The organism is Halocynthiibacter styelae (genome assembly GCF_016123485.1).
GTDB classification, from domain to species: Bacteria; Pseudomonadota; Alphaproteobacteria; order Rhodobacterales; family Rhodobacteraceae; genus Halocynthiibacter; species Halocynthiibacter styelae.
The window spans coordinates 31,153-44,875 of record NZ_JADCKQ010000004.1 but is presented as its reverse complement, the minus strand read 5'-3'; the positions used below and the strand labels follow the sequence as shown (position 1 = coordinate 44,875).

Annotated in this window: 13 protein-coding genes; 6 read left to right on the top strand and 7 right to left on the bottom strand. The window is 55.8% G+C overall.

The features are described from left to right. Window positions 1-3 precede the first annotated feature (3 nt). From H1D41_RS06455 to ilvC, 3 genes are all read right to left on the bottom strand, one after another. The gene (locus H1D41_RS06455) at window positions 4-936 is read right to left on the bottom strand and encodes a DMT family transporter (protein ID WP_228848123.1); all 933 of its coding nucleotides are present in this window, start codon (window positions 934-936) and stop codon (window positions 4-6) included. 61 nt (window positions 937-997) lie between these two features. Then, window positions 998-2,155: an aromatic ring-hydroxylating oxygenase subunit alpha gene (locus tag H1D41_RS06450; RefSeq protein WP_228848122.1), complete on the bottom strand. Its 1,158-nt coding sequence runs from the start codon at window positions 2,153-2,155 to the stop codon at window positions 998-1,000. Between the two features lie 168 nt (window positions 2,156-2,323). Then, on the bottom strand, window positions 2,324-3,346 hold the full coding sequence (gene ilvC, locus H1D41_RS06445) for a ketol-acid reductoisomerase (RefSeq protein ID WP_228848121.1): 1,023 nt from the start codon (window positions 3,344-3,346) through the stop codon (window positions 2,324-2,326). Between the two features lie 131 nt (window positions 3,347-3,477). Between ilvC and H1D41_RS06440 the strand changes: the two genes are divergently transcribed. From H1D41_RS06440 to H1D41_RS06430, 3 genes are all read left to right on the top strand, one after another. Next, window positions 3,478-3,936: an Lrp/AsnC family transcriptional regulator gene (locus H1D41_RS06440; RefSeq protein ID WP_228848120.1), complete on the top strand. Its 459-nt coding sequence runs from the start codon at window positions 3,478-3,480 to the stop codon at window positions 3,934-3,936. Further along, window positions 3,933-4,394 (top strand): Lrp/AsnC family transcriptional regulator, encoded by a 462-nt coding sequence (locus H1D41_RS06435; protein WP_228848119.1) that lies wholly within the window; start codon window positions 3,933-3,935, stop codon window positions 4,392-4,394. Before H1D41_RS06440 ends, H1D41_RS06435 begins: the two co-directional genes overlap by 4 nt. Before the next feature lie 106 nt (window positions 4,395-4,500). Next, window positions 4,501-5,631 (top strand): aminotransferase class V-fold PLP-dependent enzyme, encoded by a 1,131-nt coding sequence (locus H1D41_RS06430; protein ID WP_228848118.1) that lies wholly within the window; start codon window positions 4,501-4,503, stop codon window positions 5,629-5,631. 90 nt (window positions 5,632-5,721) lie between these two features. On the opposite strand, the gene H1D41_RS06425 is transcribed toward H1D41_RS06430, so the two are convergent. Both H1D41_RS06425 and H1D41_RS06420 read right to left on the bottom strand, forming a co-directional pair. Further along, window positions 5,722-6,906 (bottom strand): UbiH/UbiF family hydroxylase, encoded by a 1,185-nt coding sequence (locus tag H1D41_RS06425; protein ID WP_228848117.1) that lies wholly within the window; start codon window positions 6,904-6,906, stop codon window positions 5,722-5,724. Window positions 6,907-6,944: 38 nt separating this feature from the next. Further along, window positions 6,945-7,607: a pyrimidine 5'-nucleotidase gene (locus H1D41_RS06420; protein ID WP_228848116.1), complete on the bottom strand. Its 663-nt coding sequence runs from the start codon at window positions 7,605-7,607 to the stop codon at window positions 6,945-6,947. Between the two features lie 135 nt (window positions 7,608-7,742). On the opposite strand from H1D41_RS06420, the gene H1D41_RS06415 reads away from it, so the two are divergent. Then, window positions 7,743-8,393, top strand: a complete 651-nt coding sequence (locus H1D41_RS06415; RefSeq protein ID WP_228848115.1) for a GntR family transcriptional regulator — start codon at window positions 7,743-7,745, stop codon at window positions 8,391-8,393. Here the strand turns inward: H1D41_RS06415 and H1D41_RS06410 are convergent. Further along, the gene (locus tag H1D41_RS06410; protein ID WP_228848114.1) at window positions 8,390-10,354 is read right to left on the bottom strand and encodes a glycosyltransferase family 2 protein; all 1,965 of its coding nucleotides are present in this window, start codon (window positions 10,352-10,354) and stop codon (window positions 8,390-8,392) included. The two genes, H1D41_RS06415 and H1D41_RS06410, sit on opposite strands and share 4 nt — an antisense overlap. A 183-nt stretch (window positions 10,355-10,537) precedes the next feature. After that, window positions 10,538-11,701: a glutamine-hydrolyzing carbamoyl-phosphate synthase small subunit gene (gene carA, locus H1D41_RS06405; protein ID WP_228848113.1), complete on the bottom strand. Its 1,164-nt coding sequence runs from the start codon at window positions 11,699-11,701 to the stop codon at window positions 10,538-10,540. 207 nt (window positions 11,702-11,908) lie between these two features. Between carA and H1D41_RS06400 the strand changes: the two genes are divergently transcribed. Continuing rightward, window positions 11,909-12,361: a GatB/YqeY domain-containing protein gene (locus H1D41_RS06400; protein ID WP_107497639.1), complete on the top strand. Its 453-nt coding sequence runs from the start codon at window positions 11,909-11,911 to the stop codon at window positions 12,359-12,361. A gap of 72 nt (window positions 12,362-12,433) precedes the next feature. Next, on the top strand, window positions 12,434-13,687 hold the full coding sequence (locus H1D41_RS06395) for a hypothetical protein (RefSeq protein ID WP_228848112.1): 1,254 nt from the start codon (window positions 12,434-12,436) through the stop codon (window positions 13,685-13,687). Window positions 13,688-13,723: the final 36 nt, after the last annotated feature.

The window sequence follows — 13,723 nt, the reverse complement described above, 5'->3', positions numbered from 1 at the left end:
GTCTCAGGATTTTGGCGCGCTGCGGGTGAACAGACGTTTCAGCGCGCCATATTGTGCCAGTGCCACACCTGCCAGGATCAGGGCCAGAGCCTGAAACAGGGCCGGGGGCAGATCTTCTGACAGGATCCAGGCGCCAAAGACCACAGACCAGACCGGAACCTGGTAGTTGACCAGGGACATGAAAACCGGGCCTGCGGTGCGGATGACCACGACGCGCAACAGATTGGCCGCTGCGGTGGGAACAAGGCCCAGCAGAGACACCCAGAAGAATGTCATGCCACTGATCGCGGGGGGCAGGCCTTCGGTAATCAGCGCTGCGGGAAACACCAGCAGGCAACCGATCAGCAACAGAACCGCCGCGAGACCCATGGAATCAATCGGGGGCAACCGGCGCACAGAGATTGAGCTGACAGCATAGCACAGGGTTGCCAGGAGCACGGCAATGCGTCCGGCCCATTCAAAGGCGTTGCCGGAACTGTCCAGCGCCGTGCCACCAATCAGCAGGTAGACACCGACAAAGCCGATACACATGCCAAGCGCCCGTCGCCAGGTCATCCGTTCGCCGGGCACAAAGAAATGCGCAAGCGGCAGGACCATCAGCGCAATGGCCGCCATGGATACGCCGGTGAAGCCGGATGTCACATATTGTTGTCCCCAGGACAAAAGCATGAAGGGAACGGCGGTGGAAAACAGACCAACAAAGATCAGGGCTGCAATGGCACGGGCATCCGGGCGCTGTTCAAAAAGTTTAAACCCCTGTGCCCCCCAGATCGCCGTCAGCAGAAGTGCGGCAAAACCGATTCGTCCTGCAGCAAGCCAGAACGGGGTGATCCCCCGCAGGGCCAGTTCCATCACCATGAATGTGCCACCCCAGGTGACGCCCAGCAGGGCGATCATGATCCAGGAGGATGGGGTGATTTGAGGTTGCTGTGACATGGGGCCTCCCGGCGGGAACAAACCCGCTGAGAGAACCCTGAATTATTGTCAGCGTCAACTATTATTCTGTGGCGCAGTCATCCGCGACCTGGCTTTGAAAGCTGCGGATGGGATCTTCTGCGCCTGCACCTTTGGCAAGTGCTGCAACGGACCAGTGGGGGGAGGCCATGGAACGTTGCATTTTCTCGCAAACCCAGACGTCTTCGGTCTGGAAATCCCCGGTTTCAAGCGGGTGATCTGTCCAGTTTTTGCTTTCGATTAGCCCGGTTTCCGGATCATAGCCCGGGGTGCCGTCCAGCGGTTCTTTGTAGCTCCACCATGATTTGGGAGACCATGTTCGCGACCGCAGGATCGTGGTTGTTGCATCCACAGGTTCGAGCGTTGAAATCGTCAGAGACCAGGGCGAAGGCACGATCATGGTCAGCGGATAGAGCATATAAACGCCGCCATAGCCCGGATCATCCGCGCCCTTGATTTTCTTCATCCCGGTGCCTGCGGCCTGTTGTTCGACAAACATCGGAATACGGTTGCGAATGCCGTCGCGTTCTGTCGAATACCAGATCAGGTGATCGCCGTGCTGTTCCCATTCATTCAGCCCGGGTTTTGGCCCGCCCAGGGTTTTTTCATGCAGATAGGCCAGGTGATAGCCATCAATCGCGTTTTCATAAAAGACCTTCCAGTTGCATTGGATGCGGTAGGTGAAAGTCTCGCTGTGCTCTAAGGCCGGATCGTTGATGTCATGAGGGAAGGGGGCGGTGTTCAACGGGCTGATCCATGCGGTGAAGTCTGCGCTTGCATCGGAATTTACAAAGATCATCCCTTTCCAGCGGCCAATGGCGGCGCCGTGCAGATTGTTGGCTTTGCGATCCAGATCCGGGAAGCATTCCGCACGATCCGGGATGCCGCGCAACTGGCCATCAAGGCCGAAAGTCCAGCGGTGATAGGGGCAGACCAGGGTTTTACCCGCATTGCCGCGCCCTTCCAGAAGTTCCGTGCCGCGATGACGGCAAAGGTTCTTAAATGCGCGCAGTTCGCCGTCATTGCCCTGCACCACGCAAAGCGGGGTCAGCCCGGCGCGCAGGGTGATGTAATCACCGGTCTCGGAAAAGTCACCGTCAAACCCGGCCAGTTGCCAGTGGCCGTCAAAAAGCGTTTCCTGTTCGCGTTGAAACCAGGTCTGGCTGGTATAGGCTTCGCGGGGAAGGATCTGATGCGGCATGATAATCTCCGTGCTGGCTGTTTCGCTGGCATTGGAAGTATGGCCGCAAATGCGATCTGAGAACAGAGGGAGGTCCGGTTGCGCAAGATCGGTATCGGGATGCGCAAGATTGGTCACAAAAAAGCCCCCGCGATTGCAGGGGCTTTGATATCTGGTAATGCGTGAAGCTTAGTTCTTCGCTTTGTCGACCATTTTGCCAGCAGAGATCCATGGCATCATGTCGCGCAGTTTCTGACCAACAACTTCGATCTGGTGCTCGTCGTTTGCACGGCGGGATGCTTTGATGGTTGGTTGACCAACAGCGTTTTCCAGCATGAAGTCACGTACGAATTTACCGGACTGGATGTCCTGCAGGGATTCTTTCATGGCTTTCTTGGTTGCTTCGTATGGCAGGATACGTGGGCCGGTGACGTACTGGCCGTATTCCGCGGTGTTGGAGATGGAGTAATCCATGTTCGCGATGCCGCCTTCATAGATCAGGTCAACAATGAGCTTTGTCTCGTGCAGACACTCAAAGTAAGCCATTTCAGGGGCGTAGCCAGCTTCAACGAGGGTTTCGAAACCACAACGGATCAGCTCAACGATACCGCCACAGAGAACAGCTTGCTCACCGAACAGGTCAGTTTCGCATTCTTCACGGAAGTTGGTCTCAATAATGCCGGAACGACCGCCACCGATTGCGGAACAGTAGGACAGACCGATTTCCAGCGCTTTGCCGGTCGCGTCTGTGTTCACAGCAACAAGGCAAGGCACGCCGCCGCCTTTGGTGTATTCGCCGCGTACGGTGTGACCCGGGCCTTTTGGCGCCATCATGATCACGTCAACGCCTTCTTTAGGCTCGATCAGGCCGAAGTGTACGTTCAGGCCGTGTGCGAATGCGATTGCTGCACCTGGCTTGATGTTGTCGTGTACGTATTTCTTGTATGTTTCAGCCTGAAGTTCATCGGGCATTGTGAACATGATGACGTCACACCAAGCCGCAGCTTCTGCGATGCCCATAACTTTCAGGCCTTCAGCTTCGGCTTTCGCAGCAGAGGCAGAACCTTCACGCAGAGCAACAACAACGTTTTTCGCGCCGGAGTCACGCAGGTTCAGCGCGTGGGCGTGGCCCTGGGAACCATAGCCCAGGATTGCAACTTTGGCTTCTTTGATCAGGTTAACATCGCAATCGCGATCGTAGTAAACGCGCATATCGGCGGTCCTTCTTTTGAGTTCGAGAGAAGGGATAGCGGGTTTTGCGGCGGATATGAATTGTTGTTTGTTGTAATTTTCACGCCAAAGTGAGAAAATCATTCTCACATTTGGAAAATGAGATAAAATCAATGCAAATCACGGATGCGGATCGCAGGATATTGCGCCAGTTGCAGGCAGAACCGACTTTGACAAACGCGGAACTGGCTGAACGGGCCGGAACCAACACCGCCACTTGTGCCCGTCGTCTGGAACGGATGCGGGAAGGGGGGATTTATCTGGGACAGCGCGCGGTGATTGACTGGGCGAAGCTTGGGTATGAGGTGGAAGTGTCTCTGCGCGTGTCGCTGGATAAGACCGTGCCGCGGGCTTTTGATGAATTCATGGAGCAGGCTCGTAAAATCCCCGAAGTTGTTGAATTACAAACATTCTTAGGCCAGGTCGATGTACGTCTTTCGGTGTTAGCAAGGGATATGAAACATTACCAACAGCTGTATCGCAGTAAAATCCTGACTCTGCCGCATATCGCCGATATCGAAGCCCTGATGCAGGTGGCTGAGATCAAATCAAGCCGGGGGCTGCCGTTATGAGTTTCCAACCGGATGAGATTGATTTCGCGATCCTGCGCGCCCTGTCAAAAGATGCCACGATCAGTGCAGGCGCGCTGGGGCGGCGCCTGGATCTGTCACAACCTGCCACCTGGCGGCGGATCAGGCGGCTGGAACAGGAAGGCATTATCGCCGGGCGTCGTGTGGCACTGGATGCCGAGGCGCTGGGGTTTGGGGTGACCGTGTTTCTGGGGATTAAGCTGGCGACCAAAGGGCGGGTCAGTCTGGATGACTTTGAACGCGCGATCGCGGCAATCCCCGAGGTGCAGTCCGTGCAGCATGTGTTGGGTCTGTATGATTACCGCGTGCGGGTTGTTGCCCGCGATATTGCGGATTTTGAACGGGTCCTGCGCCGTCGCATGATGAGCCTGCCGGGGGTGGGGAATATTGAGGCAAACGTGCTGCTCAGCGAAGAACAACTGCCAGGGCCTCTGCAATAAGCCATCGATATTTTGTGGCATTTCGTGAAAATCTTTTGTGCCATGCGGGGTTCTCAGAGGGGCTGTTTCAGGTCATGACTTGTGAAACATCTGACAGGAGGCTTTGATGCCCGCACTTCTTAATGACATTGACCCGGACGGAATGCTGGAATTTTCCGTGGTTTTCACGGATCGCTCGCTGAACCATATGTCCGCAAGCTTTCAGGGCGTTATGCGTGATATCTCATCCATCCTGAAGGATGTGTATAATGCGGATCACGTGGCGCTTGTGCCTGGTGGTGGCACCTATGCGATGGAAGCGGTGGCGCGTCAGCTGGCGACTGGCAAAAACGCGATGGTGATCCGCAACGGGTTTTTCAGTTTCCGCTGGAGCCAGATTTTTGAGATGGGCGCGATCCCGGCGGAAGAAATCGTGATGATGGCACGGCGTCAGGGCAATGGTGTGGATGCGCCGTTTGCGCCTTGTCCGGTGGATGAAGTTGTCGCGAAGATCCGGGAAGAAAAGCCCGAGGTTCTGTTTGCACCGCATGTGGAAACCGCATCAGGGATGATCCTGCCAAAGGATTATCTGAAGGCTGTGTCAGATGCGATGCATGAACATGGCGGGTTGTTTGTTCTGGATTGTATCGCTTCGGGCTGTGCCTGGGTGGATATGAAGGAATGTGGCGTGGATGTGCTGATTTCTGCGCCGCAAAAGGGCTGGTCTGCGTCCCCTTCCGCCGGTCTTGTGATGATGAATGAACGGGCCCGCGATGTGGTGAAAGCCACGCAAAGCACAAGCTTTGCTGTGGATCTGGGGAAATGGCTGACGATTATGGAAGCCTATGAGAATGGCGGTCATGCCTATCACGCGACCCTGCCGACTGATGCGCTGAAGGCGTTCCGGGATACAATGGTCGAAACCCGCGAATATGGATTTGAGAAGCTTGAGGCCGCACAATGGGAGCAGGGCACGCGTGTACGCGAAGCACTGGCAAACCGTGGCATCAAATCTGTCGCGGCTGATGGGTTCGGCGCACCAGGCGTTGTGGTCAGCTATACTGACAATGCGGAGGTGCAGACGGGCAAAGCCTTTGGTGCATTGGGCATGCAAATCGCTGCCGGTGTGCCGCTGATGGTGGAAGAGGGCGCAGATTACAAAAGCTTCCGCCTTGGTCTGTTCGGCCTTGATAAGCTTTATGATGTCGATGCGTCTGTTGCGCGGCTTGAAACTGCACTTGATCAGGTGTTTGGCTGAAACAATAAAGGCGGCCCTTAACTATCGGCCGCCTTTCATCTTTCCCCAAATACTCCGGGGGAGTCCCGCAGGGGCGGGGGCTGGCCCCCGTTACCTGATCCCCAATCCGGCTTTCATCAGCGTTTTACGCACCGGCCCAACTGCGTAGAAAGCATTCAGCATACCCGCGCGCATATCCCGCAGGCCCTGTGCGCCGGCCATGCTTGCGCGGTTGAGCATATCAATCCCGGTCACACGCAGGCGCACTTCCGGGTGGCGGGCTTTTTCATAAGCATCCAGCATTGCGCGACTGCCGAGGTCATGTTTTTCTGTCGCTTCCAGCAATACGCGCAGATCACCCAGGCTCATGTTCAGGCCCTGGGCCCCGATGGGCGGCACAACATGGGCGGCTTCGGCAATCAGGGCGGTGCGCTCAGACGTCAGGCGTGGGGCAATCTGGCTGATGATGGGCCAGACCGCGCGAGGGCCTTCAACGGTCAGTGTGCCGTTGATCCCGGCGGAACGTTCCGTGGCGGCGGCGGACAGTTCATCATCAGATAATTCCATACGCGCCACACAATCCGGCCCGTGATCCATCCAGACGATGGCCGACCTATGTTTCCCGTTTTGATCCGGCAGGGGCACAAGCGTGAAAGGGCCGCCTGAGCGATGCACTTCGGTTGAGACATTGCCGTGTGGTTCATCATGGCTGACACAAAAGACCACGGCTTTCTGGCCATATCGGGTGGTTTTGACATCAATGCCAACAGCATCGCGTGTGGGGGAGTGACGGCCATCCGCGCCGATCAGAAGTTTTGCGGAAATCCGGCTGCCATCAGACAGAGTGACCAGGGCCTCGCTTTCACGTGTCATGATGCGGGTGGTTGAGGTGCCTGCGCGAAATTCTACATTCGGCAGGGCTTTAAGGCGGGCAAGCGCGACCTTGCGGATTGCCATATTGGTGAAATTCCAGCCAAAGGGGGCGTCCGACAGATCTGCTGCGTCAAAATCCTTCACCACGCGGGGTTCCGGGTTTTCCCCGCCGGCATCAACGATGCGCATGACCTGAAGAGGTGCTGCAATCGGGCCTAGGCCCTCCCAAAGGCCAGCGGCTTCCAGCAAAGCCTGGGATGGCTGCAGAAAAGCTGTTGTGCGCAGATCGGGCTTTGAGGCGGCATTGTCCGGCATCGGATCGACGCAGATGACAGAATATCCCTTACTGCCAAAGGCAGCGGCGGCGCACATTCCGGCGATCCCGCCGCCAGAAATGAGAATATCGCAGTGTGTCCGTTCCATGGGCTGACCCTATGCCTGAGCTTGCGCGGGGGAAAGGGCTAAGCTGTGAGCTGCGACAGAAAAGCCGTCAGATCATCGGTGTGGTGATGGATGTGATCCGCCGGTTCATGTTCCGGCGCCACATGCACGCATTGCATTCCCAGCGCATGGGGCACCGCCAGATTGCGGGCGTCATCCTCAAACATCGCACCAATCGTGCCGTCGACCCCATCCAGGCCAAAGACCTTATCAAAGGCCTGACGTTCGGGTTTTGGGTGAAAATCCGCGTGTTCAACCCCATAAACCGCATCAAAGCAATCGCTTAGCCCGCGCGCGGCAAGCACATTGCGCGCATAGGGTTCGGATCCGTTGGTATAGACGATGCGGCGGCCGGGCAGGGCTTTGATATGGCTGACCAGATCATGATCAATTGTCATATGATCAAAGGAAATGTCATGCACATCAATGAGGTAGCGTTCAGGATCGACATTATGTTCGCGCATCAGACCGGCCAGTGTGGTGCCGTATTTTTCCCAGTAATGGCGGCGCAGACGATCAGCTTCCGCAGCAGGTACTTTCAGCACATCCTGGACCCAGGCGCTCATGCGGGTTTCGATCTGATCAAACAGGGCCATTTCCGGTGGATACAACGTGTGATCAAGGTCAAAGACCCAGTGGCTGACATGGCTGAAATCATCGCGAAGGCGGTTGGTGTCTGGCATAAGTGTAATCCTGTTGCGTGAGTTGGGTTTAGCTGGTTCTGTCCCGATGCCGCAATGCTGTTTTTCTGACATGCACAGCCCTTGTCCCTGACCGGGCGCGGGGCTAATGTCACGTAGATTGCAATGAGAGAGATCATGACAGACACGCTCAGCCCGAACAAAGATGCTTATGCCCGGCTTCTGGAAGCAATTGATCATGGGGTTTATCGCCCGGGAGATCGCCTGGTGGAAAGTGAGCTGGCGAAACGCTTTGACATGTCGCGCACACCGATCCGCGAAGCTTTGCAGCGGCTGGAAACGCAGTCTCTGCTGACACGTGACGGGCGCAGTCTGATTGTGGCCTCATTGGATCACAACCAGCTGGCGGAACTGTACGTGGTGCGTGCAGAACTGGAAGGTCTGGCCGCAGGGCTTGCGGCGCGTCAGGCGGCGGATGAGGAAATTCGCGTTTTGCGTCAGATGGTTGAGGAAGACCGGGCGCATCTGGGCGATCCCGAGGCCCTGTCACGGGCGAACCGGCGGTTTCACCACCAGATCCATAAAGCGTCGCGCAACCGGTATCTTGTGCAACAGCTGGATCTTGTGCATCGCTCTATGGCGCTTCTGGCGACGACGTCGCTTGCGGCGGAGGGGCGTGATCAGGCGGCTCTGGATGAACATGATGCGGTTGTGCGTGCGATTGAAGCGCGCGATCCTGAAACCGCAGCTGCGGCGTTGAAAGCGCATATTTCCAAAGCCTTTGAGACCCGCCTGCGTCTGAATGCGGAAAGTGAAAGCACGGATTAATCTGCGTTGTCAGCGGGCTGAAAATGGCCGTGGCTGGTTTTATCCCAATAGAAAGGGGACAGGATCAACTCCCACAGCCCTTTGTAGGACGCCAACGCCCCCAGCGGGAAATAGAAGTGCAGGGTGGGGACCCAGAGGCTTAGAAAACGGTGTTCTTTTCCGGACACGGCATAGATACCGACAGCGATTGTGATGGCTTCCGTCAGAATGAACAGCCCGGCGACAGACAGAAAAACCCAGTTCGGCAGAATAGCATGCAATGGGTGGCCGATCCCCAGTGGAACCAGCCAGAGAGACCAGAGCAGCGGCGCAAGGACAAACTGGCTGAGGGTGCAGAGGAACATGATCTGAAACCCCAGGAATTTCCAGGCCCCCAGTTGCTGCCATAACAACCGGGGCGCACGCATATGCACAGCCCAGGTGGCAGCAAAACCTTTGATCCAGCGCGAACGCTGTTTGATCCAGGGGATAACCCGGCAGTTTGCTTCTTCATGGGTGACGGTTTCGATGATCTCGGCGCGATAGCCGTAACGGGCCAGGCGTATCCCAAGATCAGCATCCTCTGTCACATTATAGGCATCCCACCGTCCAAGTTTTTCAAGCGCTGCGCGTCGGAAAAACAGGGTCGTTCCGCCCAGGGGGATCGCAAAACCAAGGCGCATGATCCCCGGCAGAACCACACGAAACCAGGTGGCATATTCAATAGTGAAGCAGCGGGATAACCAGTTGGTGCGGGCGTTGTAATAATCCAGAACCCCTTGCAGACAAACGACTTCGGGTCCACGTTCGCTGAAGCGCCGAACAATTTTATGGATTTGATCCGGGTCGGGTGCGTCTTCTGCGTCATAGACCCCAATGATGGACCCGCTACAGAAATCCAGCGCAAAATTCAGGGCCCGTGGTTTGGTGCGCAGCTTGCCAGCGGGTACGACAACCGGGCGCATCCAGTCGGGCAGTTCGGTTTCGGAAATGGCGTGCAGTGTGACCAGGTCGTCTTCTTCCGCGACCAGGCAAATTTCAAGCAACTCACGCGGATATTCCAGCAAAGAAAGACGCTTGATAAGCTGTTCTGCGATTTGGTTTTCTCGAAACAGGGGGACAAGAACCGAAACCCTGGGCAGGCGGATAGGGGGAGCCAGGCGGGGGTGGGGCGCTTCCTGCTTTGCCTGTTCCCGGTGGTGTTTTTGTTGGGCAAAGCAGGCGGCGACCTTCATGATTGTGAAAGCCATCAGCGTCAGGATGGACCAGAAGAAAAGGCCCGCCAGAAATACAGCGGGAAAAAACACAGCTGCCGCCAGAATGCCGATGCCGGGTATCGCAAGTTTCCAGCGGAGCAGGTGGTGTTTGCGGCTTCGGAAGCTTTCGTCTTCTGCAACGCAGGTTTCGGCCTCTTGCGCCAGGGACAATTGGTTCTGATCCAGAAGGGCATTTGTCAGGCGTCGTTGCGTACAAAGCGCCATGGAAACGGGCGGGAACGTATCTGGCAATACGGCAGTCGCCCTGGCGAAATGATCAGGATCGCTGGTCAGAAGGACGATGCTTTGCCCGATCTGCCGCCAGGGCAGGACCCTGTGTTCAAGACAAAACCGTGTGCCGATCAGGGCAATCAGACGCGGATCTGGCGCATGGATTTCCGGATTGATATGGCAGCAGTTCCATCTGCGTTCCTCAGCAGAGAGGAGGTCATCCTCTGAGATCATGCCCCGGGCCAGAAGAATGTCGCCCAGAGAACAGTCCTGCCGTGCGTGTATGGTGATCGCTTTCAGAAGATCACCCGGACGCACGCAATTCATATCCCGCAGGATCTGTTCCAGCGGGCTGATCCTTCCGGTGGAAGGTGGGATTTGCACCGGGTTCCCTGTGCGCAGTTCGACAACCGGGGCAGATTGCAGCCAATCTACTTCACCAGATCGCAGGCCGGTATTTCCTGTGTGGGCAAATTTCACAACGCGATTGTTCATTTGTGTTCTCTCCGGGGTGATCCACAGATGAGTCAAACTGGTTAAAGATAAGTTAATATGGTTATTTTTAGCTTTATTCAGAACATATCCACGGGTTTATCCACAGGTTTGGCGGGGATATGTGAATAAAAAAGCCAGCGAAGATACTTCGCTGGCTTTAAAAAAATCGGAAGATACCGGCGGTTAAGCGCGGGCGTCCATCGCCTCTGCGAAGCGTTCAAACAGATACATGGAATCCATCGGGCCGGGGCTTGCTTCCGGGTGGTATTGCACCGAATAAACCGGACGATCCGCCATGCGGATACCGCAGTTGGTTGCGTCAAACAGGGACACATGGGTTTGCACCACGCCTGAAGGCAGGCTGTCCGCATCCACAGCAAAACCGTGGTTCATAGAGGTGATTTCTACCTTGCCGGTGTCCAGATCTTTCACCGGGTGGTTTGCACCGTGGTGGCCGTGGTTCATCTTGATGGTCTTACCACCAAGCGCCAGGGCCAGCATCTGGTGACCAAGGCAAATCCCGAAGACGGGCAGCTCGGTTGTGTTCAGGATCTCTTTGATCATCGGAACAGCATATTCACCGGTTGCCGCAGGGTCACCAGGACCATTAGACAGGAACACGCCATCGGGGTTATGGGCCAGAACGTCTGCGGCAGTGGAATTTGCAGGCAGAACGGTCACATCACAACCAGCAGAGGCCAGGCAACGCAAAATGTTGCGCTTTGCACCGTAATCAAGTGCGACGACTTTATGCTTTGGTGCTTCCTGGCGGGTGTAACCTTCAGGCCAGGCCCAGCGTTGTTCGTCCCATTTATAGCTTTGCGCGCAGGTCACGTCTTTCGCGAGATCCAGACCCTCAAGACCGGAAAACGCTTTGGCCTTTGCAACAAGCGCGTCGGTGTCAAAGTTGCCATCCGGATCATGGGCCAGGGCCGCATGCGGGGCACCGGCATGGCGGATCGCACGGGTCAGGCGGCGGGTGTCGATGCCTCCTACGCCAATACGACCACGGGTTTTCAGCCAGTCTGTCAACTCAGCCTCGGCGCGCCAGTTGGATGAGGCGGTTGGATCCCACTTCACGACCATACCAGCAGCAACGGGATCAGCCGTTTCATCATCTTCTGCGGTGACGCCGGTGTTGCCGACATGGGGGAAGGTGAATGTGACGATCTGACCAGCATAGGACGGATCCGTCATAATTTCCTGGTACCCGGTCATCGCGGTGTTAAAGCAAAGCTCTGCCACGCAATCCCCGGTGGCGCCAAAGCCACGTCCAAAGAACAAAGTGCCATCAGCAAGGGCAAGGCAGGCGGTTGCATTTTCGGGAATATTGTTTCCGGTGGACATGGGGCGACTCTCCAGCTCAAACTCGCCGGAACCTAGGGGGAGGGCGTATTTTGGTCAAGGGCTGTGCGGGGAGAATGTCAGCATTTTTTGACATGTATCAGTGTACCGGGTGTGAAATATGTTACCCGGTTGTAACGCCGCGTGAGACCAGATAGGGTCCGGGTTCGAAATTTGCACGCAGCGTGCCCCCGGGATGAGGACAGGAATATGCGTAACCAGCTCAACGCCGCTTTGAAAGAGGCGATGAAAAACAAAGAAGCAGCGCGTCTGTCGACCCTGCGTCTGATCAATGCCGCGATCAAAGATCGTGAGATTTCTCTGCGCGGGCAGGGCGGTGATGAAAGCATCGGCGATTCTGAAATTCTCGCCATTCTCGGTAAGATGGTGAAGCAGCGTCAGGAAAGCGCGCGCGCCTATGAAGAAGGCGGGCGGATTGAGCTGGCTGAGAAAGAGCGCGCGGAAATCATCGTAATCGAAGATTTCCTGCCGCAGCAGCTTTCTGAAGAAGAAGCCAGCGCCGCAGTTGAAGCCGCGATTGCCGAGGTCGGTGCAGAATCCATCCGTGATATGGGTAAAGTCATGGGCATCCTGAAGGGCAAATACACCGGCCAGATGGATTTCGGTGCCGTTGGTCCAATGGTTAAAGATAAGCTGGGCTGAATTTGACCAGACCGTGATTTAAAAGCATCCTCCGGTTTTCCGGGGGGTGCTTTTTTGTAAAGTGAGTTTGATATGTTCCAGGATGATTTCAGAGTTTCCTCGTTTTATTCCCGCGCTTCGGACATGGCAGACAAAGAGGCCGAAGCGCTGTCTCGGTATTCCAAACCCCTGATCACAATCGATGACATGCGCAAGCTGATCGCTGACACAAGCGGATATGGCGCGGGTGTGTTGAATGGCTTCCTGCAGGATAATATCCGCGCAATTCAGGATGAATTCGGTGATGCGGGCCTTGAGGCACTTTGTGTGCTTTGTCGCTTTCGATCCTTTATGAAACACGCAACAGCCGGTGTGCATCCAAAAGATGACAGCGTAAGCAGCCTTAAATCAGAACAGATGCAGGCAGCCGTTAAGATGCTAAACCAACTGGTGAATGCCTGTCGCAGCGCAGACCTTGCAAACAACCCGGATTCAGTTGCGAAGGCGGTGGACCTTCTGGGGGGGCGCGTCGATCTTTGCCCGGATTACCGGGATGGCACGTATTGTTATGATGAAAATACGCCCGTTTCAGAAATCTTCTTTAAGCAGCGTGACTTTTATAATCCTCTTAACGAGGATCTGCGGGCTTTTGTGCAGGAGTTCGGAGAGGGCGGGCAAGAGGCGTTGCTTTGGTTGCGGGACAATGAAACATTCTTGAAGAAAGTTGGCGTGCAGCTGTTTAATCGATACGGTCTGGATGGGCGCGATACAGTAATCGATGCGGCGCGATGGGTTCTGGCTGAACTCACGGTTTTGTCCAGAAAGTATGAATTGAACAGCTATCCTGGTCTTGCCTGGGATGTGGTTGCCAGCCTTCAGTTCAGGACATCTGCGTTCAGCTATTGGGTGACAGGTGAAGAGGTTTCAGCAGAGCTGTCACGCTTTGCGAAATGTTACGGCCTGAGCAATGCGCTGGAACTGCAATATCGCATTTATCGTGCACGCCCCTGGATTGCACCTGAACAGGACTGGATTGATAACGGCTACAACGGCGACCATAACGGTGATGTACCACGGGTTTCGTCATCGGAATTGAGTGTTGCCGTCGGCGTGGCCACATCCACCTGGCTCGCAGCAGGACATCTGAAAGACCCGCTTCTGCAGTTTGAACAGGTTGAAACATCCATCCGCCAGGCCTTGTATACTGATGTTCAGCCAATGCGGGCCGAGGCCGGCATTGCCAGACGGGCCGGCAATCATTTTTCGGGTTCAGACGTAATCATCTTCGGGATGATGTTCGCTTTATGTGCCTGGTTTCTGTATCTGTTCTTCGGTTTGTTCAGTTGAACACCGTTGCCCCTTAGGGTGTCCCCCGAACTGATC

Coding starts and splice junctions, on each gene's coding strand:
- H1D41_RS06455 (WP_228848123.1), bottom strand. CDS start 936: ATGTCACAGCAACCTCAAATCACCCCATCCTCCTGGATCATGATCGCC.
- H1D41_RS06450 (WP_228848122.1), bottom strand. CDS start 2,155: ATGCCGCATCAGATCCTTCCCCGCGAAGCCTATACCAGCCAGACCTGG.
- ilvC (WP_228848121.1), bottom strand. CDS start 3,346: ATGCGCGTTTACTACGATCGCGATTGCGATGTTAACCTGATCAAAGAA.
- H1D41_RS06440 (WP_228848120.1), top strand. CDS start 3,478: ATGCAAATCACGGATGCGGATCGCAGGATATTGCGCCAGTTGCAGGCA.
- H1D41_RS06435 (WP_228848119.1), top strand. CDS start 3,933: ATGAGTTTCCAACCGGATGAGATTGATTTCGCGATCCTGCGCGCCCTG.
- H1D41_RS06430 (WP_228848118.1), top strand. CDS start 4,501: ATGCCCGCACTTCTTAATGACATTGACCCGGACGGAATGCTGGAATTT.
- H1D41_RS06425 (WP_228848117.1), bottom strand. CDS start 6,906: ATGGAACGGACACACTGCGATATTCTCATTTCTGGCGGCGGGATCGCC.
- H1D41_RS06420 (WP_228848116.1), bottom strand. CDS start 7,607: ATGCCAGACACCAACCGCCTTCGCGATGATTTCAGCCATGTCAGCCAC.
- H1D41_RS06415 (WP_228848115.1), top strand. CDS start 7,743: ATGACAGACACGCTCAGCCCGAACAAAGATGCTTATGCCCGGCTTCTG.
- H1D41_RS06410 (WP_228848114.1), bottom strand. CDS start 10,354: ATGAACAATCGCGTTGTGAAATTTGCCCACACAGGAAATACCGGCCTG.
- carA (WP_228848113.1), bottom strand. CDS start 11,701: ATGTCCACCGGAAACAATATTCCCGAAAATGCAACCGCCTGCCTTGCC.
- H1D41_RS06400 (WP_107497639.1), top strand. CDS start 11,909: ATGCGTAACCAGCTCAACGCCGCTTTGAAAGAGGCGATGAAAAACAAA.
- H1D41_RS06395 (WP_228848112.1), top strand. CDS start 12,434: ATGTTCCAGGATGATTTCAGAGTTTCCTCGTTTTATTCCCGCGCTTCG.